Source organism: Streptococcus sp. DTU_2020_1001019_1_SI_AUS_MUR_006, assembly GCF_032340315.1.
In the GTDB taxonomy this organism is placed as follows: domain Bacteria; phylum Bacillota; class Bacilli; order Lactobacillales; family Streptococcaceae; genus Streptococcus.
Genome location: NZ_CP135436.1, coordinates 351,794 through 374,650, shown reverse-complemented (window position 1 = coordinate 374,650; position 22,857 = coordinate 351,794). Strand labels below are relative to the sequence as shown.

Genomic DNA, 22,857 nt, shown 5'->3' with positions numbered 1-22,857 from the left:
CTTCGAAAATCAAATTTAAACCACGTCAGCTTCGCCTTGCCGTATATATGTTACTGACTTCGTCAGTTCTATCTACAACCTCAAAGCAGTGCTTTGAGCAACCTGCAGCTAGCTTCCTAGTTTGCTCTTTGATTTTCATTGAGTATAAGGAGCACGCTTTAGCTTCACTGATTCTTGTTAGAATTACAAGTTTATATTTAAAACATTAAAAATTTAAGTTAGAATGAGGTTTTACTCATGGAAAATGTTGTTGTACATATCATCTCTCACAGCCACTGGGATCGTGAGTGGTATCTACCTTTTGAAAGTCACCGTATGCAATTGGTGGAACTTTTTGACAATCTGTTTGATCTTTTTGAAAATGACCCTGAATTCAAGAGCTTCCACTTGGATGGACAAACCATCGTCCTCGATGACTATTTAGAAATTCGTCCTGAAAACCGTGACAAGGTGCAGCGTTATATCGACGAAGGCAAATTGAAGATTGGTCCTTTTTATATCTTGCAGGATGATTACTTGATTTCCAGTGAAGCTAACGTCCGCAATACCTTGATTGGACAAGCGGAATGTGCTAAATGGGGCAAATCTACTCAAATTGGTTACTTCCCAGACACCTTTGGAAATATGGGGCAGGCTCCTCAAATCCTTCAAAAATCAGGTATTCACGTCGCAGCCTTTGGACGTGGTGTGAAGCCAATCGGATTTGACAATCAAGTCCTTGAAGATGAACAGTTTACCTCTCAATTTTCTGAGATGTACTGGCAGGGAGCTGATGGTAGCCGTGTACTCGGCATTCTTTTTGCTAACTGGTACAGTAACGGGAATGAAATTCCAGTGGATAAAGACGAGGCTTTGACTTTCTGGAAGCAAAAATTAGCAGATGTCCGTGACTATGCATCGACCAACCAATGGTTGATGATGAACGGCTGTGACCACCAGCCTGTACAGAGAAATATTAGCGAAGCGATTCGTGTGGCAAACGAACTCTTCCCTGACGTGACCTTTATTCACAGTTCTTTTGACGAATATGTGCAAGCAGTGGAAAGTGCACTTCCTGAACACCTATCAACGGTTACAGGTGAGTTGACTAGTCAGGAAACGGATGGTTGGTATACTCTTGCTAACACCTCTTCATCCCGTATTTACCTCAAACAAGCCTTTCAAGAAAATAGCAACTTGTTAGAGCAGGTTGTGGAACCGTTGACCATCATCACTGGCGGTCATAACCATAAGGATCAATTGACCTATGCATGGAAAGTGCTCTTGCAAAATGCGCCACACGATAGCATCTGTGGATGTAGTATTGACGAAGTTCACCGTGAAATGGAAGTTCGTTTTGCCAAGGTTAATCAAGTCGGGAATTTTGTTAAGACCAATCTTCTTAACGAATGGAAGGGTAAATTAGCTACTCAAAATGCGCAAAGCGACTACCTCTTTACCGTTGTCAACACAGCTTTACATGACAAGGTTGATACAGTTAGTGTTGTAGTGGATGTGGCTACTTGTGATTTCAAAGAATTGCATCCGACTGAAGGTTACAAGAAGATGGCAGCCGTGACCTTACCAACCTACCATGTTGAAGATTTGGATGGTCATGTCATTGAAGCTAAGATTGAAGACTTGGGAGCAAGTTTTGGTTATACTTTACCAAAAGACAAGTTCCGCCAACCCTATATTGCTCGTCAAGTGCGCGTGACAATCCCGGTCCACCTTGCTCCGCTTTCTTGGGCAAGCTTCCAATTAGTTGAAGGCCAAGTAGAATACCGAGATGGTATTTATCAAAATGGAGTCATTGATACCCCATTCGTAACAGTGAGTGTAGATGAAGGAATTACAGTTTACGACAAGACTACGAATGAAGCCTACGAAGATTTCATCCAATTCGAGGACCGTGGAGATATTGGTAACGAGTACATTTACTTCCAGCCGAAAGGAACTGAGCCAATTTATGCTCAACTGAAAGGTTATGAAGTCTTAGAAAACAATGCTCGCTATGCCAAAATCTTGCTCAAACATGACTTGACTGTTCCAGTTAGCGCAGATGAAAAATTGGATGCAGAACAAAGAGGTATCATCGAGTTCATGAAACGAGATGCAGGTCGTTCAGAAGAGTTGACAACCATTCCTCTTGAAACAGAAATGACTGTCTTTGTGGACAATCCACAGATTCGCTTCAAGACTCGCTTTACTAATACAGCCAAAGACCACCGCATTCGTCTCTTGGTGAAAACTCATAACACTCGTCCAAGCAATGCTTCTGAAAGCATCTATGAAGTTGTGACAAGACCAAATAAACCAGCAGCTTCTTGGGAAAATCCTGAAAATCCACAACACCAACAAGCTTTTGTCAGCTTGTATGATGATGTTAAAGGAGTGACCGTATCCAATAAAGGATTGCACGAATATGAAATTCTTGGAGATGACACCATGGCTGTAACCCTTCTTCGTGCTTCAGGCGAACTCGGTGACTGGGGCTATTTCCCAACACCAGAAGCTCAGTGCTTGCGAGCTATCGAAGTTGAGTTTGCAGTAGAATGTCACCAAGCAGGGGAACGCTTCTCCGCTTTCCGTCGTGCCAAAGCCTTCCAGGTGCCATTTACAGCTCTTCAAGTTGCAAAACAAGAGGGGAGCGTTGCAGCAACGGGTAGCCTCTTTAACCATCCGGCACTGAACTTGCCACAAGTCTGCCCGACATCCTTTAAGGTAGCTGAGAATGAAGAAGGTTATGTCCTTCGTTACTACAACATGAGTCAAGAAAATATCCGTGTGTCTGAAAAACAACAAACCATTCTTGACTTGTTGGAACGCCCATACCCAGTCCATTCAGGACTATTGGCACCACAAGAAATTCGTACAGAATTGATTCAAAAAGAAGAAATTTAGTTTCAAAAAGTAAACATAAACAGAAAGGAGGAGCGAAAAAGTAAGAACCAACTGCTGATTCGCTCCTTTTGCAGGTGAAAGCAATGACCATTGCAACGATTGATATCGGAGGGACTGGCATTAAGTTTGCTAGTCTAACTTCTGATGGAAAGATTTTAGATAAGACCAGCACTCCAACTCCAGAAACTCTAGAAGATTTATTGGCTTGGTTGGACCAACGCTTGTCAGAACAGGACTATCGTGGGATTGCTATGAGTGTTCCAGGAGCGGTCAATCAAGAAACAGGAGTGGTTGAGGGAATTAGTGCCATTCCTTACATTCATGGATTTTCATGGTACCAGGCCCTTGCTCATCACCATCTACCTGTCCATCTAGAAAATGATGCCAACTGTGTTGGACTTAGTGAACTGCTAGCTCATCCTGAAATTGAAAATGCCGCCTGTGTTGTCATTGGCACAGGGATTGGCGGGGCCATGATTATCAATGGCAAGCTTCACCGTGGTCGCCATGGCTTGGGTGGTGAGTTTGGCTACATGACCACCATCGAACCAGCAGAAAAACTCAATAACTGGTCACAACTAGCTTCTACAGGAAATATGGTTCGCTATGTGATCGAAAAGTCTGGTCAGTCAGACTGGGATGGCCGTAAGGTTTACCAAGAGGCTGCAGCAGGCAATGTCCTTTGCCAAGAAGCCATTGAGCGTATGAATCGTAATCTAGCTCAAGGACTACTCAATATTCAGTACCTGATCGACCCAGATGTCATTAGCCTAGGTGGCTCTATCAGTCAGAACCCTGATTTTATTAAGGGTGTGCAAGAAGCAGTAGATACCTTTGTGGAAAGATATGAAGAATATACAATTGCTCCAGTCATTCAAGCTTGCACCTATCACGCAGATGCCAATCTCTACGGTGCCCTTGTCAACTGGTTACAGGAGGAAAACCAATGGTAAGATTTACAGGACTTAGTCCCAAACAAGCGCAAGCTGTTGAAGTATTAAAAAATCACATCTCCCTACCGGATGTAGAAGTGGCAGTCGCTCAGTCTGACCAAGCCTCCATCTCTATCAAGGGTGAGAAGGGGCAGTATCAATTGACCTATCGAAAACCTCATCAACTCTACCGTGCCTTGTCTGTGCTAGCAACAGCTTTAGCAGAAGGAGACAAGGTCGAGATTGAAGAACAGGCTGCTTACGAAGATTTAGCCTACATGGCTGACTGTTCGCGAAATGCAGTTCTAAATGTTGCATCTGCCAAGCAGATGATTGAGGTCTTGGCTCTCATGGGTTATTCAACCTTTGAGCTCTACATGGAAGACACCTATCAGATTGAAGGGCAACCTTATTTTGGTTATTTCCGCGGGGCTTATTCAGCTGAAGAGTTACAGGAAATTGAAGCATACGCCCAGCAGTTTGATATGACTTTTGTCCCATGTATCCAGACCTTGGCTCACTTATCAGCCTTTGTCAAATGGGGAGTCAAAGAAGTCCAGCAACTTCGTGATGTAGAAGACATTCTCCTCATCGGTGAGGAAAAAGTCTATGACCTGATTGACGGTATGTTTGCAACTCTATCTAAACTGCAAACTCGCAAGGTCAACATCGGAATGGACGAAGCTCACTTGGTTGGTTTGGGGCGTTATCTTATCCTGAACGGTGTGGTTGATCGTAGTCTCCTCATGTGCCAACACTTGGAGCGCGTGCTGGATATTGCAGACAAGTATGGTTTCCACTGCCAGATGTGGAGCGATATGTTCTTCAAACTCATGTCAGCAGACGGCCAGTACGACCGAGATGTGGAAATTCCAGAGGAAACACGAGTTTATCTAGAACGTCTCAAAGACCGTGTGAACTTGGTTTACTGGGATTATTATCAGGATAGCGAAGAAAAATACAATCGTAACTTCAGTAACCACCACAAGATTAGCCAGGATATCGCCTTTGCAGGTGGTGCTTGGAAGTGGATTGGCTTTACACCTCATAACCATTTCAGCCGTCTCATTGCTCTTGAAGCAAACAAAGCCTGCCGTGCCAATCAGATCAAAGAAGTCATTGTGACTGGTTGGGGAGATAATGGTGGTGAAACAGCCCAGTTCTCGATCCTACCGAGCTTACAAATCTGGGCAGAACTCAGCTATCGCAATGATTTAGAGCGTTTGTCAGATCACTTCAAGACTAATACAGGTCTATCCGTTGAGGACTTTATGCAACTTGATCTTGCCAACCTCTTACCAGACCTACCAGGTAATCTCAGCGGGATCAACCCCAACCGCTATGTTTTTTATCAGGATGTTCTCTGCCCGATTCTTGATAAGCACATGACACCTGAACAGGACAAGCCGCACTTCGTACAGGCCGCTGAGACGCTTGCTGAAATCAAAGAAAAAGCTGGTGCCTACGCTTATCTTTTCGAAACTCAGGCACAGTTGAATGCCATTTTAAGTAGTAAGGTTGATGTGGGACGACGTATCCGTCAAGCCTATCAAGCAGGCGATAAAGAGAGCTTGCAACAAATTGCTAGAGAAGAATTACCAAAACTCCGAAGCGAGATTGAAAACTTCCACAAGCTCTTTAGCCAACAATGGCTAAAAGAGAACAAGGTCTTTGGCTTGGATACAGTGGACATCCGTATGGGTGGACTCTTGCAGCGGATCAAGCGAGCAGAGAGTCGTATTGAGGCTTATCTTGCTGGTCAAATTGACCGCATCGAAGAACTAGAAGTAGACATCTTGCCATTCAATGATTTCTACGGAGACAAGGACTTCGCAGCAACAACAGCCAACCAGTGGCATACTATTGCGACAGCTTCGACTATTTATACAACATAGGAAATTTATAACAGATAGCTAAACATCTCCTTTTAAATAAATGGAGATGTTTTTTGATTTGGAGGTTGGGAAGGAGTATAATGAAGGTATAATACTCTTCTAAAATCAAATTCAAACCACGTCAGCTTCGCCTTGCCGTACTCAAGTACAGCCTGCGGCTCGCTTCCTAGTTTGCTCTTTGATTTTCATTGAGTATAAGGATAGTTTGGAGGTCTGGCCATGAAAAAGCTACTACTAGTCCTAGGTGCGAGTATGCTAGTTTTATCTGCTTGTCAAAAGACGACAGAAGATAGCGCAACTAGTCCATCAACAGCGAGGGAACAACAAGCAAAAGAAGTAACCAACTATTTTCACTACCTAGCAGATTCCTATCAGAAGGCTCTTTCGCACGAAAAAGAAGTCAAGGACGCAACTGTTCAATCACCTATGGCTGCTACTCTTGTAGCCATGGAAGAACTCCAGTTATCTCATCCTACTGACCAAGCCTTGATTATGAAGAATTACTCAGATTTTCAGAAGCTGGTCCAGTACAATACCGAAAAGTGGCAGGAAGAGTTTGTAAGCTGGGCTTCTTCTATGGGGCAGTCCTATCATAGACTAGATCATAGAAACTTTGATGAAAAAAATGAACTCATTGAAAAATTAAAAATAACAACTGTTTCTCAGAAAAAAGTCAGATGGAATATTTTCGGGGTATCCAGTGACAACGCCTATGATTACTTGGTTTTGGATGCCTACTATGACGATCAAGCCAGACATTTCTACCTATTTACACTCAAGGATGGGCAAGCGCAGGTTTTGTATGCTGATAAGACACTAGAAACTATCAGTGCTGCGAATTTTGAAGAGACTGAAAACACAGATTTAGCGCAAGGTTTTAAGGAATTTCTCTTAAAAACGGGCGTATCTACAGATGATGAGCCAGATACAGACTATAGTGCTCTAACAGACAAGATAAAAATAGCCATGGAATCCTATTCAGATAGTAAAGGTGAAAAATTTAAGTCGACTAACCTAGCAACATATGGTCGTTATTATGGGCTTGCAGTCCCAGATCAGATTATGCAATTTGGGCAAGTGGATGGAGAGAATTATACTTTTAAATGGCTCGACTATATTGCTGGTGTTGGTGAAAAACGGTTTGAAATCTTAGCCTGCTATCTGAATGAAGCAGGGACAGAGGTGATTCTATTTGGATACAAAGATGGTCGCCCTACTATTTTACATACTGAGGGGCAACCGGAGATTGAGAAAAACGAAGCAGGTACCATTATAAATGCCCAGGTTCATTTTGCTAGTTTTCACCAACCGATATTGGAAGGAGTTTTCAATTAGTAGAGATGGGCAACTCCTCTTGCAAGCAAGACGTTTCTCGTGAAACATCCTTCTTATATAAAAAAGTTCTCCACATAAAATAATTTGTGGAGTTTTTTCTATAATTAGTAGTTTAAACTATCCTTAAAATAAGAGTATACTATTTTTGTAAACGTTATCAAATCTAAAAATTGTGAGATTATTAAGTTTTAGAAAAATAAAAAGGGAGGAAATTATGAACAAGTTTTCAAAAACTTTGAGAGATAATTGGATTTTTCTCTTAATGGTTTTACCAGGGACACTTTGGTTGACTCTATTCTTCTACATCCCAGTATTTGGAAATGTGGTTGCCTTCAAAGACTACCATATGACTGGTGAAGGATTCGTCCACAGTATTATAAATAGTAAATGGGTTGGACTAGATAACTTTAAATTCTTGTTTAGTTCGAAAGATGCCTTTGTCATCACTCGAAACACTGTGCTTTACAACCTTGGATTTATTTTTATCGGTTTGGTTGTGTCAGTTGGTATCGCCATTATCCTTAGTGAACTTCGCTCTAAGCAAATGGTTAAAATCTACCAAACATCTATGTTATTCCCTTACTTCTTATCTTGGGTTATCATCAGTTTCTTTACAGATGCTTTCCTAAATATCGATAAAGGGCTTATTAACCACACCTTGGAAACTCTTGGCATAAAGGGAATTAACTTCTACGCTGACATCAGTATCTGGCCTTATCTTCTCCTCTTCCTAGGTATCTGGAAAGGGTTTGGATATAGTAGTGTTATGTATTACGCAACAATCATGGGGATTGATCCAACTTACTACGAAGCAGCGACAGTGGACGGTGCTAGCAAATGGCAACGTATCCGCAACGTAACGATTCCTCAGTTGACACCACTTGTGACAGTATTGACCATCCTTGCAGTCGGAAACATCTTCCGTGCAGACTTCGGTCTTTTCTATCAAATCCCTCACAACGCTGGTCAGCTCTATAGTGTAACAAACGTATTGGACGTCTACGTCTTTAACGGTTTGACTCAGACAGCAGATATCGGTATGGCTTCAGCAGCGGGTCTCTATCAGTCAGTTGTCGGTTTGATTCTGGTTATCCTATCAAACTTACTTGCAAGACGTGTAGATCCTAACTCAGCCCTATTCTAGAAAGGAGGAGCATATGGCAAAAAAAATTCAAAAAGAAAAAATTGATAATGTTGGCATACACTCCTTCAGCAAGAAAGCAGATATCTTCTTTAGTATCATATCTGGTTTGCTAGCCTTCTCTTGTATCTTGCCTTTTATCTTTGTCATCATTATCTCAGTTACAGATGAGAAGAGTATTGTTCAATATGGATATAGCTTCTTCCCATCACAATTTGGATTAGATGGTTTTGAGTTTTTGACTCAGTTTAAAGATAAGATTTTACAAGCGCTCTTTATCTCAGTGTTTGTGACAGTTGTAGGTACATTGACAAACGTCTTTATCACTACAACTTACGCCTATGCCATCTCACGTTCAACATTTAAGTATCGTAAATTCTTTACAATCTTCGCTTTGCTTAGTATGTTGTTCAATGCTGGTTTGGTACCAGGTTATATCGTGGTAACTCAGTTGCTTCACCTTGGTGATACCATTTGGGCCTTGATTGTTCCGATGCTTCTATCACCATTCAATATCATGTTGATGCGTTCCTTCTTCAAGAAGACCATCCCAGAAGCAATCCTCGAATCAGCTCGTATCGATGGAGCTAGTGAAGCTCGTATCTTCTTCCAAATCTGTTTACCGCTCTCACTACCAGGTATCGCAACTATTACCCTATTGACAGCGCTTGGGTTCTGGAATGACTGGTTTAACGCCCTTCTTTACATCAAGAGTGATAACTTGTATCCATTGCAATATTTGCTCATGCAAATCCAAAACAACATGGATTACATTGCCAAGTCAGTTGGTATGTCAGGACAACTTGCGGTTGCCCTACCAAAAGAAACAGGTCGTATGGCCATGGTCGTTGTTGCGACTGTTCCGATTGCGATCCTCTACCCATTCTTCCAACGCTACTTTGTAAAAGGTTTGACTATCGGTGGTGTTAAAGAATAAGGAAGTCTAAGAAACAATGTTTCTTCTCTAACGCTGATTTTTCTGGCAAAGGAAAATCAACAATCTCAATTTGTTAATAACTTTAAAAATAAAAAAAGGAGTTTTTATAATGAAAAACTGGAAAAAATATGCTTTTGCATCTGCTAGCCTTGTCGCTTTAGCTGCTAGCCTTGCAGCTTGTGGAAACCTTAAAGGAAACAACCAAAAAGCTGCTGACTCAGCATCAGGTGACAAAACTGTTATCAAAATGTACCAAATCGGTGACAAACCAGATAACTTGGATGAATTGCTAGAAAATGCAAACAAAATCATCGGAGAAAAAGTTGGTGCTAAATTGGATATCCAATATCTTGGTTGGGGTGACTACGGTAAGAAAATGTCAGTTATCACTTCATCAGGTGAAAACTATGATATCGCATTTGCAGATAACTACGTAGTAAACGCTCAAAAAGGTGCTTATGCTGACTTGACAGAATTGTACAAGAAAGAAGGGGCTGATCTTTATAAAGCGCTTGACCCAGCTTACATCAAAGGTAACACTGTAAACGGTAAGATTTATTCTGTTCCAGTTGCAGCCAATGTTGCATCTTCACAAAACTTTGCTTTCAACGGCCCACTTCTTGAAAAATATGGAATTGATATCTCAGGTGTAACTTCATACGAAACACTTGAACCAGTATTGAAACAAATCAAAGAAAAAGCTCCAGATGTAATGCCATTCGCTGTTGGTAAAAACTTTATCCCATCAGAAAACTTTGACTACCCAGTTGCAAACGGACTTCCATTCGTCATCGACCTTGAAGGCGATACTACTAAGATCGTTAACCGTTACGAAGTTCCTCGTTTCGTAGAACACTTGAAGACTCTTCACAAATTCTATGAAGCAGGATACATTCCAAAAGACGTAGCAACTAGCGATACTTCATATGACCTTACTCAAGATACTTGGTTTGTTCGCGAAGAGACAGTAGGACCAGCTGACTACGGTAGCAGCTTGCTTTCTCGTGTTGCTAACAGAGACATCCAAATCAAACCATTTACTAACTTCATCAAGAAAAACCAAACAACTCAAGTTGCAAACTTTGTAATTTCAAACAACTCTAAGAACAAAGAAAAAGCAATGGAAGTGTTGAACCTCTTGAACACTAACCCAGAACTCTTGAACGGACTTGTTTATGGACCAGAAGGCAAGAACTGGGAAAAAGTTGCAGGTAAAGAAAACCGTGTTAAAGTCCTTGATGGATACAAAGGAAACACTCACATGTCAGGATGGAACACTGGTAACAACTGGATTCTTTACATCAATGAAAACGTTACAGATGAGCAAATCGCACAATCTAAGAAAGACTTGGAAACTGCAAAAGAATCTCCAGCTCTTGGATTCATCTTTAACACTGACAGCGTGAAATCTGAAATTTCAGCTATCACTAACACTATGCAACAATTCGATACAGCTATCAACACTGGTACTGTAGACCCAGAAAAAGCTATTCCAGAATTGATGGAAAAACTTAAATCTGAAGGTGCTTACCAAAAAGTATTGGATGAAATGCAAAAACAATACGACGAATTCTTGAAAAGCAAAAAATCATAAGAATAATTGATTTCGTGTATTCATTCCTAAAAATTGCAATCACTGCCTTGTCTAGAGTCTTCTAGATAAGGTGGTGATTCTTTTTTTAGTATTTGCATATAATTATCTGTATTTAGAATCAGATATTTACTCTTACATATAACGTTGGACACAGACATATGAAAAAATACCATCTACTCTTTAAAATCAGTGCAATCTTATCTTACTTATTTTTCGTATATGGACTCTCTCAGCTAACACTGGTGGTTCAAAATTACTGGCAATTTTCTTCTCAGATTGGCAATTTTTTCTGGATTAAAAATCTTATCAGTCTTGTCTTTATTGGCCTCATGATATGGATTTTAGTCAAGACAGGACATGGCTACCTTTTTGTTATTCCAAAGAAAAAATGGCTATGGTATACAGTTTTGACGATTCTCGTAACTGTACTTTCCATATCTTTTAATTTTAAAATTGCGAGACATGTACAATCAACTTCTGAAGGGTGGGCTGTACTAATCGGCTATAGCGGGACAAATTTTGCTGAGTTGGGTCTCTACTTGACCTTATTTTTCCTAGGTCCTCTGATGGAAGAGTTGATATATAGGGGCTTGTTCCAACATGGCTTTTTTAAAGATTCGAAATTTGGGCTTGACCTGATTCTTCCTTCGGTTTTGTTTGCTCTTCCTCACTTTTCAAGCTTTCCCAATTTCCTAGATATTCTTGTTTTTTCGTCATTTGGAATCTTTTATGCGGGTTTAACTCGCTATACAAAGAGTATCTATCCTGGTTATATCGTTCATGTTATCAATAATATTGTCGCAACCTTACCGTTTTTGGTAACCTTTCTTCAGCGAATATTCGGCTAAACAAGATCTGAAACTGGGTCTTGTTTTTCATTTTTCGGTCAAATAAATTGCATTCGCTTTCTTGAGGGAGTATACTGGTGTAGTTGAATGAAAAATTCTGATAATTTAATCTTAGAAAAGAGAATCAATCTTATGTCAAAAGATATTCGAGTTTTACTTTACTATAAATATGTTCCAATCGAAAACGCGGAACAATTTGCTGCAGACCACTTGGCTTTCTGTAAGTCGATTGGTCTCAAGGGCCGTATCCTAGTCGCAGACGAAGGGATCAATGGAACTGTTTCTGGTGACTATGAGACTACGCAAAAATACATGGACTATGTCCACAGCCTTCCAGGTATGGAAGATCTCTGGTTCAAGATTGACGAGGAAAGTGAGCAAGCCTTCAAGAAGATGTTTGTTCGCTATAAAAAGGAAATCGTCCACCTTGGTTTAGAGGATGATAACTTTGATAATGATATCAACCCTCTTGAAACAACAGGTGCTTACTTGTCTCCAAAAGAATTTAAAGAAGCTCTTCTAGACGAAGATACAGTTGTCCTTGATACTCGTAATGACTATGAGTACGACCTTGGACACTTCCGTGGGGCTATTCGTCCAGACATCCGCAACTTCCGTGAGTTGCCACAATGGGTCCGTGATAACAAGGAAAAATTCATGGACAAACGTGTCGTAGTTTACTGTACTGGTGGAGTCCGTTGTGAGAAATTCTCAGGTTGGATGGTCCGTGAAGGCTACAAAGATGTCGGTCAATTACACGGCGGAATTGCCACTTATGGGAAAGATCCAGAGGTTCAAGGAGAGCTTTGGGATGGGAAAATGTACGTCTTTGACGAGCGTATTGCAGTCGATGTCAACCATGTCAATCCAACTATCGTAGGGAAAGACTGGTTTGATGGAACACCATGTGAACGTTATGTCAACTGTGGAAATCCTTTCTGTAACCGCCGTATCTTGGCATCAGAAGACAACGAAGACAAATATCTTCGTGGTTGCTCACACGAGTGTCGTGTTCACCCACGTAATCGCTATGTTTTAGAACATGAATTGACACAAGATCAAGTTATCGAGCGTCTTGCGGCGATTGGCGAGAGCTTAGATCAAGCAACAGCAGTATAAAAAGCAAACAGTCCTGATGGGCTGTTTTTTCTATGCTTTTGACTAAAAAATCTTAAATTTGTTTCTGCATCTTTCAGGAAAATGGTGTATACTATATGTAAACGATTTCAAAGGAGACCATTATGGTTAAAATATTTTTTATTCCAAATAAACAAAGTATTTTAGGACAACAGGAGATTCTTACAGCTAAATCAATTTTAGGTTTGATAGAAGGCTTAGAGTCCCATAGTTATGATGCTGTTTACCTCCGTCAACCTCTCAATCGCCTTGAATATATCGAGTGTGGAATCGTAGGCAAGTCTCAATTTCTCTTTAAAGTTCGATATCTAGATACTCAAGAAGGCTATCAAGTAATCATTCCTGACTTGATTACAAGAGCTGACTGGGAGATTGTAGAAGGACTCTTACGAGCTTTGTCTAGCAAGGTTGGTGAAGCAGTTGAAGGCTTGGCAGACTTTGATTTGGAAAACTATTTCCAAGAAACTGTTAAGAATTATCTAGCTGATAAAGCTGCTCGTTTAGGTTTCTGCCAGGGTATTCTATCACCTGTCTACTTTGATAAGAAAGATTTGGAAAGTTTCTTAGAAGAAGATGGCTTGACACGTTTTGAAGAGCTAGTTAAGAGAGTTCAAGGGTCAGATGCCTATCCTTCCAGCGCTAAATTCTATCCAGATGGTGAAGGTAAGGTTCATGGTATCTACCACCTGGCTCAGGGAGTAAAAACCATTTTACCAAAAGAGCCGGTGATTCCAGCTCCTTACGTGGAGCAATTGGTTGGCAAGGAGCTTGTTTGGGAGATTGACTTGGTGAAAATCTCTGGAGATGGCTCAAAACCAGAAGACTATGAAGCAGTAGCTAGACTGGATTATCAAGCCTTCTTAGAAGCTCTTCCAAAGGAACTTTGTCAGGATTTGGACGCTAACCAAATAGAGGTAGGACCAGTTTCAGGAGAGGATTTTGAAGTCTTAGCAAATAGATAAATAAGGAATCTGTGAAACAAAAGTTTCTATAAAGTTAAAAAGCGAACAAGATTAGTTTTCTGATTATCAGAATTCTGTCTAGTTCGCTTTTTTGTTTCTAAAATTTTATAGTAATGATCCTCTAAAGCTAATATCTTTCTATCTCGCTACCTTTATCTTACATAAAAGCTAGAATTCGGAGATAATCAAAAACCAGTGCCATTTCTGCTAGGAAAAAGAGAAATAGGACGCTTCCGTTGACGAGGACTGCGAAGAGAAGACGGTAGAAAGGATCAGTTTTACTATCCTTACTCGGTCTTGAGATGATGTAGAGGTTGCCAAGTAGAACCATACCAATACTAATGAGACAGAGAAGAGCCGCAAAGCGTAGGCCGTTAAAGAAGGCAAAGAAGCTAGAGACGCCTGTCAGTAGGATAGGAAGGGCGAAGAGCCTGCCATACTCTTGAAAGGCTCTTTCCAGTGTCCAATCGCTGTCCTGATCGACAAAACGTTTGACTACGAATCCACCCATGAGGATTGAAAAGAAGAAGAGGCTTGTCGCTACTAAGATAGAGAAGATAGAAAAGAGATTGAGAGATGGGAATTGTTCCACGAAGTGAGCATCGATACTTACCATACGGCCGTAGTAGCTATGTTTGGCATGGTAAACAGTAAAGAGGAAACTCGTAGTAGAAAAGATAGTTAGGAGTGCAAAGGCATTATAACTATGTTTTTTATCTGTATCAAAACGAGCTGTCGGCTCTTTAAGAGCACCTAGTAGCCAAGTCCAAAAATCAGCCAATTCTTCTTTGAAGATTGCAGTTTTTGTAGGTGTAGGATCTGGTAAAAATGGGCTTTCCAAAGATTTGCTGGTTAAAGGTTTGCTGATCTGAGAAACTTCTTTAACAGGTTCTTCTGACTTATCTGTTTTTGTTGCCAGTTCTTCTTCAGTTTCTTCTTGCTCTTCAGCCTCTACTTTTTCTAAATCAGCATCTTTATCTTCTGGAATAGCTTGGGAATTTTCCTCGACTACTGGTGATTCTTCCTTTGTATCTGAATCTTCTTCAAGGAGAACTGAGTCGGATGGGCTATCTTTTTTATCATTGTTGGCTGTTTTCTCGAAATCAGCACTTTCGAACCATTCTTGAGTCATGATGAGACCTCCCTTTTGATTAGTAACTTTTTATTCATGATGTCTATAAGAAGGCGAGCGAACACCCTCTTTTGGTAGATTGATGTCTTGACTAGCTTTTGCGACAAGTAAATCTTGTGTATCTTTTTTCTCTGATTTGTAAGGATTAGAGAACTCTTCATCTTCCTTGTTTTCCTCGTTTGGATTATATCCTTCCCGACTACGATGATAGATGGAACCATGGTCAGAAGAAAGTTCTACATTAATTCTCTCAAGTTCTTTTTTAGCTAGTTTGATGACCATATCTTTTTTTGACTTTAGCTCTACCTTACCATGTACTTGAATATCCTCAGCAGAGATATGTTCATGGTCTGCTTGGATGAGGCTATCTGTTAGACTGGTTTCAAATACATTGACAATTCCAGTTGTGATCAGTTGGCTATTTTTAATCTCGCTATCAGTGATACGAAGAAGATAGCCATTTGACAGAATCTTGGCATTGCTGAGTTTTGCATTGGCAATTGAAAGGATACGATGGTTTACCTGGGCAGTTAGATTTTTTAAGTCTTTTCCTCTTGGTAATGAGAGAACAACTTCATCATTGCGGCTGGAAATTCCGCTTGCGATATAGAGGATACCTTCGATACTAGAACCTATAGAGCGACGTGTAGTTGATTTGGTATCAGTTATTTCAAGACTTTTCTCTTTGATAGAGTGTTGAAGATTTTCTTTTTCAGAGATGGTTGGATGATACTGGATGTGAATCTTATCATCGTTTGACTCCGTAATGACGAGCGAATGTTCTGTTAGTGAGATGTTTAGATTTTCAATATCTTGGTCAAAAACGAGCTCTTCCATTCGACTTTCAAATACTGGATTTTGAGACATTGCAAGGAGGCTTCTGACACCATCTGTTTGGATACCGATGATCATCATTGAAAAACCGATGATACTGGTAACAACACCAAAGATAAGAAATCCTTTTGTCCATTTACGCATGTCTTTCACCTCTCTTTCCTCTATTAAGAATCCATTGGATGAGTCGAAGAACTAGTAATCCAAAGAAACGGGTTACGTAGGAAGTGGCTAGTAAGACTAGGGATGAAGCTCCAATCGCCAGTAAACCACCCCCAAAAATCAGCACAAAGGCAGATGTAGATTCAGCCAGAACGTAGAAGCTTTCAAATAGGAGAATGCCTCCTAGGATTAGTCCAGCTACTGATACAGCAAAGAAGGCTATAAGTATACTGACAGCAGCGATAAAAATCCCGATGATAGCCATGATAATAGCAATCCCGACCGGAATTCCGATAGGAGCTGCAAGAAGGGCTAGTAGAGCGATACGTAAAATATGGCGGTCGTTTTTAGGGGACTTTTCTTCATTGATCTTTTTATCAAGAAGAGTGGTCAGGATGTCATGGGCAGCCTCTTTTGGACTTCCCAGACTAGTCATTAGCTCCTCCTCACCTTCTGGACCAGCATCATCAAAGAGTTCTTTGAAGTAATCCATGGCTTCGATGCGATCAGATTGAGGCAGCTTCATCAGATAGGCTTCAAGCTGATTCAAATATTCAGTTCTTGTCATGGCGAATGCTCCCTTCTATGATGCCATTGATCGTGTCAGTGTAGAGTGTCCACTCTTCTCTGAGTACAAATAGTTGCTCCTCCCCAATCTCTGTCAAGGAGTAGTACTTCCGCATCCGACCTTGGTATTCGCGAGAGTATGTAGTCAAATAGCGGTTGGTATCCAGTTTTTTTAAGATGGGGTAGAGGGTAGATTCCTTGATTTTGGCGATGAGTTTAATGGTTTGGCTAATCTCATAACCATAGGAATCCCCTTGTTCTAGGATGGCCAAGATGAGAAACTCAATCAAAGCCGATGATGTTGGAAAATACATGGGGCACCTCCTTTTTTAGTATGTAAAAATTTTATATATAATTATTCTACACATACATCATACATCTAAATGTAAGCCCTGTCAAGCAATATGTGTAAAAATTTTATATATAAAAAATCTTCTAGTGAAAACTAGAAGATTAGAGGATTTTCTCAGTTTTATCCACCATAAAGAGGGCGACCGTCATGATGACATCAATGATGAGGAGAGCCATTACAGCTGGGACCCAAGATTGGAACATGTCAAAACTATAGCCAAACAAGGTAGGACCAAAGGCGGCTAGAATGTAACCACCAGTCTGGGCAAACCCAGATAATTGGGCTGTCTTTTCAGGAGAGCTGGTTTTGATGGAGAAACAAACCATGAGGTAAGGGAAAAGAGCGCTACAAGCAGTACCAATCAAGAGATGGGCTACTAACCAGTAAAGGAAACTATTGCTTGGGTATAAAAGCATGGCAATTCCTAACATACCAGCCAGAGAGATGACTGTCAGCATGATTTGACGGTGACGATTGGACAAATGAGTTGTTAAACTTGGAATGGTCATCGAGAAGGGGATACTAATCAGTGAAAAGATAGAAGCCAGAAGACCAGCGTCCGTATGAGCTAGCCCTGCACTGATGGCCATGGTTGGTAACCAGGTCATACTGGTATAGAAGAGTAAGGACTGTAGTCCACCGAAGACAATAATAGCCCAAACTTGCTTGCTTTTTAGGATATTCTCTTTTTCTGTTTTCTCTTCATGCCCTTCTAGAAAATGATTGTGGCCATGGTTGGGGAACCAGGCCAATAAGGTTAGCAGGCAGACCATGGACAGGCAGAGAATCAGCCCCTTCCAAGATGTTGCCTGAGTAATGGGTACAGAGAGGTAGGAAGCTAGTGCTGTCGCGATTCCCATAGTCGTAACATAAACCGTTGTCAGGAAGCTAATCTTTTGTGGGTAGTTTGCCTGAATCATACTAGGAAGAAGTACGTTAAAAATAGCGACACTTGCTCCGATGAGTAAGGTTCCCAGATAGAGAAGGGGAAGATTGAAGATACGAATCACTGAACCGATGGTTAAGACGAGGAGGCTGTAGGTAAAAAGATGCTCAAGTCCAATCTTTTGAGCCAAACGCGTCGCAAAAGAGGAGAAAAGAGCAAACATCAAGAGAGGAAGGCTGGTCAAAACCCCAAGTGAACTGACCTCAACTCCTAAACCTTGAGCAATATCTCCCAAAACAGTTGGTAAGGCCGTAAAAGGAGCTCTTAAGACCGCTCCGATTAAGATAATTCCTAGAATAAAAAAGAGTGATCGTTTGTTCATGTGCACCTCAATAAACTGATTTTGATAACAGCTTATTTTAAGGCTTTTTCCCATAGATGTCAAGATGGTGTGAGGGAATCGGCTATTTAGCTCAGTGAAATCATGGGTAAAAAGAAGGAGAGATTTACTAGTTTTTTTCTGGGATTCAAATAAAAATAGGAAAGTCTGAAAAATTGTGATAAAATAGTGAAAGAAAATATATACATTGGAGAAAAACTGTGTCTGAAAATAGGAAATTTAGCGTCTTGATGTCAGTCTACATCAAAGAAAATCCTGTCTTTTTAGAAGAGGCTGTAAAAAGTATCTTACATCAAACGCTCAAACCTAGTGAAGTGGTTATCGTTGAAGACGGTCCACTGACACCTGAACTATATCAAGTGTTGGAAAACTTGGCAGCACAGTCAAGTATTCCAATCAAACGTTGTCCACTGGAGCAAAACCGTGGCCTGGGCTTGGCACTACAGTATGGTGTTTTGCAGTGTCAGTATGATGTTATTGCCCGTATGGATACTGACGATATCGCTGTTGAAGATCGTTTTGAACAACAGTTTGACTTGATGGAAAAGGAAAACTTGGACTTGCTGGGTGGTCATATCGCAGAATTTATCGACCAACCTGACGAGATTGTGTCTTACCGTCGTGTACCAATTAAGCATGAGGATATCATTGCTTACCAACGTATGAGAAGTGCCTTTAATCACATGACTGTTATGTTCAAAAGAGAGATGGTTCTAAAGGCAGGCAACTACGAAGATGGTCTGTATATGGAAGATGACCTGCTTTGGCTCAATATGATTAGCGCTGGAGCTCGAACTGGGAATGTGGATCAGATTCTTTGTAAGGTGCGCGTGGGAGCGGGGATGTTTGAACGCCGTGGTGGCCTTCGCTATCTCAAACTCTATCGCCAGGCACGAAAGAGAATGCACGAGCGTGGACAGATTTCTTACGGTGAATATCTGAAAAGTGTCTTAATCCAAGTTGTTGTTGCCCTCTGCCCAGGATTTGTCCGACAGTTTATATTTTTAAAACTATTGAGAAAAAGTAAATAGCTAATCAGTTTGAAAAAAACGTCTTGTAATTACTAGAAAATGTGATTTTGTGTAGGAGGATTCCATTCACATGAACAAAAAAATGACAGATTATGTAATTGATCTGGTTGAAGTACTAAATAAACAACAAAAACAAGTCTTTTGGGGGATTTTTGATGCTGCCAGCATGATTTCCTCTATCATTGTTTCTTATATCCTGTTTTATGGATTGATCAATCCAGCTCCTGTGGACTATGTCATCTATACAAGCTTGACCTTCCTTTTCTATCAAATCATGATTGGATTCTGGGGGCTCAATGCTAGCATTAGTCGTTATAGCAAAATCACAGACTTTATGAAGATATTCATTGGAGTAAGTGTCAGCAGTGTCTTGTCCTACCTCCTTTGCTATGCCTTCTTGCCACTTTTCTCAGTGCGTTTCATCGTTCTCTTTATCTTGCTCAGCACCTTCTTGATCTTGCTCCCACGTATTACTTGGCAGTTGATCTATTCAAGACGCAAAAAGGGTGATGGAGAAGGGGAACATCGTCGTACATTCTTGATTGGTGCGGGAGACGGTGGAGCTCTCTTTATGAACAGCTACCAACATCCTACGAGTGATCTTGAGTTAGTGGGTATTTTGGATAATGATGAGAAGAAAAAAGGTCAAAAACTAGGTGGAATCCCAGTCTTAGGATCTTATGAACAGTTACCAGAACTCTCAAAACGTCATCAGATTGAAAAAGTTATCGTTGCGATTCCTTCTCTTGATCCATCCGAGTATGAGCGTATCCTAAAAATGTGTAACCAACTTGGCTTGAAGTGTTATAAGATGCCCAAGATTGAGTCAGTTGTACAAGGATTGCATCCTCAGGTAGGTGGTTTCCAAAAAATCGATATTACTGACCTTTTGGGACGTAAAGAAATTCAACTAGATGAGTCACGCCTAGGCTCAGAAATTACTGGAAAAACCATCTTAGTGACAGGTGCAGGAGGTTCTATCGGGTCTGAGATTTGCCGTCAGGTTAGTCGCTTTAATCCAGAGCGCGTGGTTCTCTTGGGGCATGGGGAAAACTCTATTTATCTGATCTATCATGAATTGATTCGTAGCTTCCAAGGAATTGACTATGTTCCTGTGATTGCAGACATCCAAGACTACGATCGCTTGCTTCAAGTATTTGAGCAGTACCAACCAGCCATTGTTTACCATGCTGCTGCCCACAAGCACGTGCCAATGATGGAACGCAATCCCAAAGAAGCCTTTAAAAATAATATCCTTGGAACTTACAATGTTGCCAAGGCAGTTGACGCCGCTAAGGTACCGAAGATGGTTATGATTTCGACCGATAAGGCCGTTAATCCACCAAACGTAATGGGAGCTACCAAACGTGTGGCAGAGTTGATTGTTACAGGATTCAACCAACGTAGTCAGTCTACCTATTGTGCGGTTCGTTTTGGGAATGTTCTTGGTAGCCGTGGTAGTGTGATTCCAGTCTTTGAGCGTCAGATTGCAGAGGGTGGTCCAGTGACTGTGACGGACTTCCGTATGACTCGTTACTTTATGACCATTCCAGAAGCTAGCCGTTTGGTGATCCATGCAGGAGCTTATGCTAAAGATGGGGAAGTCTTTATCCTTGATATGGGCAAACCAGTTAAGATTTATGATTTGGCCAAGAAAATGGTTCTTCTCAGCGGACGTACTGAAAATGAAATTCCGATTGTAGAAGTGGGAATTCGTCCAGGTGAGAAACTCTATGAGGAGTTGTTGGTATCTACTGAATTGGTTGATAATCAAGTCATGGATAAGATTTTTGTTGGTAAGGTTAATGTCATGCCACTTGAAGTCATCAATCAAAAGATTGAAGAATTCCGTGCCTTGCAAGGTTCAGAGTTGAAGCAAGCCATTATCGGTTTTGCCAATGAAACAACTCACGCTGATTCATAATAAAAGTAAGGTATTATCCCTAGAATTCTTTTTGACAGGAGGGAAGGGATAGTATCTTTTTTCTAGATTTGGAGAGACTTTCAGAGTTTTTTGAACAAACTTGTTATTGAATAGATATAGTAAATAAAAAATTAGGAGTAACTTATGATTCAAGCATATAAAAATTTCTTTAAAGGTTATGTAGATTTTACAGGCCGTTCAACACGTTCAGAGTTTTGGTGGGTTTGGTTAACAAACATACTACTTCTTATCCCTCTCTACTCAGCATACTTTAATGTTATATTTAGCGAAGGAAGCGAGGGTGCTTTTCTTGCCTTGGGTGGCCTTGCTATTATTTACATGATTTTTGGTCTGGCACTTTTCTTGCCTTGGCTTGCGTTGACAGTTCGTCGTCTCCGTGACGCTGGTTTCCATTGGGCACTCATTTTCGTTGGCTTTATCCCAATGGTTGGAGGAATTGCTTTACTAGTCTTGTTAGCTATGCCAAGCAAGGAAGTAGAGGTAGTAATCCTTAATAAAGCTGAAGAAGTTGAAGAAGTTGTGGAAGTTTCACCTTTCGAAGAACCAGACAACAAATAGGATAGTCAAACTTTACCATCTATTTAGCTGACTAGCATTCTTCCTACTAGTAGGTAAATCACTAACACTCCCATATCCATTTGTGGATTGAGGAGTGTTTTATTTTGTAAATATTTGTGATTTCTAGCAGTATCTGATAGACTAAAATATACAACTAAACAATTAGGAGTAACTTATGATTCAGGCATATAAAAATTTCTTTAAAGGTTATGTAGATTTTACAGGCCGTTCAACACGTTCAGAGTATTGGTGGATTTGGCTAACAAACATACTACTTCTTATCCCTCTTTATTCAGCATACTTTAATGCTATATTTAGCGAAGGAGAAGAGGGTGCTTTTCTTGCCTTGGGTGGACTCGCTATTGTCTATATGATTTTCGGTCTTGCCCTAATCTTACCTATGTTAGCTTTGACAGTTCGCCGTCTCCGTGATGCTGGTTTTCACTGGGCTCTGATTTTTGTACATTTTATTCCCGTGGTTGGAGGAATTGCTTTACTAGTCTTGTTAGCTATGCCCACTAAGGAAGTAGAAATAGTCACTATCGACAGATCTAAAGAAGTTGAAACCGAAGAAGTTTCCCCCTTTGAGTAATGTAACCAGTGTGGTGAAAGGCATTTTTCCTAGTCAAGTACAAACAAAAAGACTCCCAAGTCTAGGAGATGCTAGATTTGGGGGTCTTTTGCTTAATCTTTCTTTTGTAAATGATTTAAAATATCCTCTGTTTGGTGAGCGATCCAGTCAGGATTATAGCCCATGAGGTCTTTCTCATCACCGAATCCCCAGGTTACCGCTAATTTCTTAATGCCAGTTTCTTGGGCACCAATCATATCAAACTTGGTATCTCCGATAATAACCACTTTTTCTGGCTCCAAGTTATGAGTTGTCAAAGCTTGACGGATGACATCTGCCTTGTGTAGGGCTTGAGGGCTTGAACCATAAATGCCATCAAAGAAGTGGTCAATCCCAAAATTGTTAGTCATGTCAACTGCGGTTGGTGTATTCTTCGTAGTAGTGATATAAAGAGGATAATGCTCAGCTAGTTCTACGAGTAAATCTTTGATATGTGGAAAGAGTTGGGCTTCGTACACACCCTTTTCCTTATAATAAGAACGATAGAGCTGGATGGCTTCCTCTATCTGCTCAGCTGGCAAACAACTAGCAAAGCTGGTTTCTAGTGGGGGCCCCATAAAACCTCGAATGGTTTTGGCACCAGGACTAGAAACTCCAAGTTGGTCAAAGGTATAGGTGAAACCATTATGGATACCGATAGAACTATCAACTAACGTTCCATCTAAGTCAAAAAAGATAGCAGATATAGATGACAT

20 protein-coding genes are annotated in these 22,857 nt (G+C 40.7%); 14 read left to right on the top strand and 6 right to left on the bottom strand.

The genetic code is table 11. From position 1 onward, the window contains the following. The first annotated feature begins 237 nt into the window (after positions 1 to 237). The 10 genes from RRU92_RS01900 to RRU92_RS01855 all read left to right on the top strand — a co-directional run bounded on the left by RRU92_RS01900 (position 238) and on the right by RRU92_RS01855 (position 13,664). Positions 238 to 2,883: an alpha-mannosidase gene (locus tag RRU92_RS01900; protein ID WP_315640192.1), complete on the top strand. Its 2,646-nt coding sequence runs from the start codon at positions 238 to 240 to the stop codon at positions 2,881 to 2,883. 83 nt (positions 2,884 to 2,966) lie between these two features. Further along, complete coding sequence (locus RRU92_RS01895) at positions 2,967 to 3,836, top strand: ROK family protein (RefSeq protein WP_315640190.1); 870 nt, start codon at positions 2,967 to 2,969, stop codon at positions 3,834 to 3,836. Further along, complete coding sequence (locus tag RRU92_RS01890) at positions 3,830 to 5,710, top strand: beta-N-acetylhexosaminidase (protein WP_315640189.1); 1,881 nt, start codon at positions 3,830 to 3,832, stop codon at positions 5,708 to 5,710. Before RRU92_RS01895 ends, RRU92_RS01890 begins: the two co-directional genes overlap by 7 nt. 219 nt (positions 5,711 to 5,929) lie before the next feature. After that, a complete protein-coding gene (locus RRU92_RS01885) occupies positions 5,930 to 7,045 on the top strand; it encodes a DUF4767 domain-containing protein (protein WP_153224666.1) in 1,116 nt (371 codons plus the stop codon). Between the two features lie 214 nt (positions 7,046 to 7,259). Then, on the top strand, positions 7,260 to 8,189 hold the full coding sequence (locus RRU92_RS01880) for a sugar ABC transporter permease (RefSeq protein WP_315640188.1): 930 nt from the start codon (positions 7,260 to 7,262) through the stop codon (positions 8,187 to 8,189). A gap of 13 nt (positions 8,190 to 8,202) precedes the next feature. Then, positions 8,203 to 9,123 carry a carbohydrate ABC transporter permease gene (locus RRU92_RS01875; protein WP_311522884.1) on the top strand — a complete coding sequence of 307 codons (921 nt, stop codon included), beginning with the start codon at positions 8,203 to 8,205 and terminating at the stop codon, positions 9,121 to 9,123. A 109-nt stretch (positions 9,124 to 9,232) separates the two neighbouring features. Beyond that, positions 9,233 to 10,717, top strand: a complete 1,485-nt coding sequence (locus RRU92_RS01870; RefSeq protein ID WP_315640186.1) for an ABC transporter substrate-binding protein — start codon at positions 9,233 to 9,235, stop codon at positions 10,715 to 10,717. A gap of 158 nt (positions 10,718 to 10,875) precedes the next feature. After that, positions 10,876 to 11,565, top strand: a complete 690-nt coding sequence (locus RRU92_RS01865; RefSeq protein WP_315640184.1) for a CPBP family intramembrane glutamic endopeptidase — start codon at positions 10,876 to 10,878, stop codon at positions 11,563 to 11,565. Positions 11,566 to 11,697: 132 nt separating this feature from the next. After that, entirely contained in the window at positions 11,698 to 12,684 is a 987-nt protein-coding gene (locus RRU92_RS01860) for a rhodanese-related sulfurtransferase (protein ID WP_315640183.1), read from the top strand. A gap of 122 nt (positions 12,685 to 12,806) precedes the next feature. Next, positions 12,807 to 13,664 carry a DUF4299 family protein gene (locus tag RRU92_RS01855; RefSeq protein WP_153224670.1) on the top strand — a complete coding sequence of 286 codons (858 nt, stop codon included), beginning with the start codon at positions 12,807 to 12,809 and terminating at the stop codon, positions 13,662 to 13,664. 157 nt (positions 13,665 to 13,821) lie between these two features. Here the strand turns inward: RRU92_RS01855 and RRU92_RS01850 are convergent, their stop codons facing one another. The 5 genes from RRU92_RS01850 to RRU92_RS01830 form a co-directional block, all read right to left on the bottom strand. Next, a complete protein-coding gene (locus RRU92_RS01850; protein ID WP_315640180.1) occupies positions 13,822 to 14,796 on the bottom strand; it encodes a DUF6574 domain-containing protein in 975 nt (324 codons plus the stop codon). 30 nt (positions 14,797 to 14,826) lie between these two features. Then, entirely contained in the window at positions 14,827 to 15,774 is a 948-nt protein-coding gene (locus RRU92_RS01845) for a DUF4097 family beta strand repeat-containing protein (protein ID WP_315640179.1), read from the bottom strand. Beyond that, a complete protein-coding gene (locus RRU92_RS01840; protein WP_315640176.1) occupies positions 15,767 to 16,360 on the bottom strand; it encodes a DUF1700 domain-containing protein in 594 nt (197 codons plus the stop codon). The genes RRU92_RS01845 and RRU92_RS01840 overlap by 8 nt, the downstream gene beginning before the upstream one ends. Further along, positions 16,347 to 16,673: a PadR family transcriptional regulator gene (locus RRU92_RS01835; RefSeq protein ID WP_000273853.1), complete on the bottom strand. Its 327-nt coding sequence runs from the start codon at positions 16,671 to 16,673 to the stop codon at positions 16,347 to 16,349. The genes RRU92_RS01840 and RRU92_RS01835 overlap by 14 nt, the downstream gene beginning before the upstream one ends. Positions 16,674 to 16,812: 139 nt before the next feature. After that, positions 16,813 to 17,979 carry an MFS transporter gene (locus tag RRU92_RS01830; RefSeq protein WP_315640173.1) on the bottom strand — a complete coding sequence of 389 codons (1,167 nt, stop codon included), beginning with the start codon at positions 17,977 to 17,979 and terminating at the stop codon, positions 16,813 to 16,815. A 248-nt stretch (positions 17,980 to 18,227) separates the two neighbouring features. Here RRU92_RS01830 and RRU92_RS01825 point away from each other — a divergent pair, with 248 nt between their 5' ends. The 4 genes from RRU92_RS01825 (at position 18,228) to RRU92_RS01810 (ending at position 22,123) form a co-directional block, all read left to right on the top strand. Beyond that, positions 18,228 to 19,028, top strand: coding sequence for a glycosyltransferase (locus tag RRU92_RS01825; protein WP_410530772.1), 801 nt, complete (start codon positions 18,228 to 18,230; stop codon positions 19,026 to 19,028). A gap of 70 nt (positions 19,029 to 19,098) precedes the next feature. Beyond that, a complete protein-coding gene (locus RRU92_RS01820; protein WP_315640169.1) occupies positions 19,099 to 20,952 on the top strand; it encodes a nucleoside-diphosphate sugar epimerase/dehydratase in 1,854 nt (617 codons plus the stop codon). Positions 20,953 to 21,096: 144 nt separating this feature from the next. Further along, positions 21,097 to 21,531 carry a DUF805 domain-containing protein gene (locus RRU92_RS01815; protein ID WP_315640168.1) on the top strand — a complete coding sequence of 145 codons (435 nt, stop codon included), beginning with the start codon at positions 21,097 to 21,099 and terminating at the stop codon, positions 21,529 to 21,531. Between the two features lie 175 nt (positions 21,532 to 21,706). Further along, a complete protein-coding gene (locus tag RRU92_RS01810) occupies positions 21,707 to 22,123 on the top strand; it encodes a DUF805 domain-containing protein (protein ID WP_315640167.1) in 417 nt (138 codons plus the stop codon). A gap of 92 nt (positions 22,124 to 22,215) precedes the next feature. Here RRU92_RS01810 and RRU92_RS01805 read toward each other — a convergent pair whose 3' ends face one another. Next, on the bottom strand, positions 22,216 to 22,857 hold the full coding sequence (locus tag RRU92_RS01805) for an HAD hydrolase-like protein (RefSeq protein WP_153224677.1): 642 nt from the start codon (positions 22,855 to 22,857) through the stop codon (positions 22,216 to 22,218).

What these genes read in the sequence shown, in the direction of transcription:
- RRU92_RS01900 (WP_315640192.1), top strand. Translation starts at nt 238, where the DNA reads ATGGAAAATGTTGTTGTACATATCATCTCTCACAGCCACTGGGATCGT.
- RRU92_RS01895 (WP_315640190.1), top strand. Translation starts at nt 2,967, where the DNA reads ATGACCATTGCAACGATTGATATCGGAGGGACTGGCATTAAGTTTGCT.
- RRU92_RS01890 (WP_315640189.1), top strand. Translation starts at nt 3,830, where the DNA reads ATGGTAAGATTTACAGGACTTAGTCCCAAACAAGCGCAAGCTGTTGAA.
- RRU92_RS01885 (WP_153224666.1), top strand. Translation starts at nt 5,930, where the DNA reads ATGAAAAAGCTACTACTAGTCCTAGGTGCGAGTATGCTAGTTTTATCT.
- RRU92_RS01880 (WP_315640188.1), top strand. Translation starts at nt 7,260, where the DNA reads ATGAACAAGTTTTCAAAAACTTTGAGAGATAATTGGATTTTTCTCTTA.
- RRU92_RS01875 (WP_311522884.1), top strand. Translation starts at nt 8,203, where the DNA reads ATGGCAAAAAAAATTCAAAAAGAAAAAATTGATAATGTTGGCATACAC.
- RRU92_RS01870 (WP_315640186.1), top strand. Translation starts at nt 9,233, where the DNA reads ATGAAAAACTGGAAAAAATATGCTTTTGCATCTGCTAGCCTTGTCGCT.
- RRU92_RS01865 (WP_315640184.1), top strand. Translation starts at nt 10,876, where the DNA reads ATGAAAAAATACCATCTACTCTTTAAAATCAGTGCAATCTTATCTTAC.
- RRU92_RS01860 (WP_315640183.1), top strand. Translation starts at nt 11,698, where the DNA reads ATGTCAAAAGATATTCGAGTTTTACTTTACTATAAATATGTTCCAATC.
- RRU92_RS01855 (WP_153224670.1), top strand. Translation starts at nt 12,807, where the DNA reads ATGGTTAAAATATTTTTTATTCCAAATAAACAAAGTATTTTAGGACAA.
- RRU92_RS01850 (WP_315640180.1), bottom strand. Translation starts at nt 14,796, where the DNA reads ATGACTCAAGAATGGTTCGAAAGTGCTGATTTCGAGAAAACAGCCAAC.
- RRU92_RS01845 (WP_315640179.1), bottom strand. Translation starts at nt 15,774, where the DNA reads ATGCGTAAATGGACAAAAGGATTTCTTATCTTTGGTGTTGTTACCAGT.
- RRU92_RS01840 (WP_315640176.1), bottom strand. Translation starts at nt 16,360, where the DNA reads ATGACAAGAACTGAATATTTGAATCAGCTTGAAGCCTATCTGATGAAG.
- RRU92_RS01835 (WP_000273853.1), bottom strand. Translation starts at nt 16,673, where the DNA reads ATGTATTTTCCAACATCATCGGCTTTGATTGAGTTTCTCATCTTGGCC.
- RRU92_RS01830 (WP_315640173.1), bottom strand. Translation starts at nt 17,979, where the DNA reads ATGAACAAACGATCACTCTTTTTTATTCTAGGAATTATCTTAATCGGA.
- RRU92_RS01825 (WP_410530772.1), top strand. Translation starts at nt 18,228, where the DNA reads ATGTCAGTCTACATCAAAGAAAATCCTGTCTTTTTAGAAGAGGCTGTA.
- RRU92_RS01820 (WP_315640169.1), top strand. Translation starts at nt 19,099, where the DNA reads ATGAACAAAAAAATGACAGATTATGTAATTGATCTGGTTGAAGTACTA.
- RRU92_RS01815 (WP_315640168.1), top strand. Translation starts at nt 21,097, where the DNA reads ATGATTCAAGCATATAAAAATTTCTTTAAAGGTTATGTAGATTTTACA.
- RRU92_RS01810 (WP_315640167.1), top strand. Translation starts at nt 21,707, where the DNA reads ATGATTCAGGCATATAAAAATTTCTTTAAAGGTTATGTAGATTTTACA.
- RRU92_RS01805 (WP_153224677.1), bottom strand. Translation starts at nt 22,857, where the DNA reads ATGTCATCTATATCTGCTATCTTTTTTGACTTAGATGGAACGTTAGTT.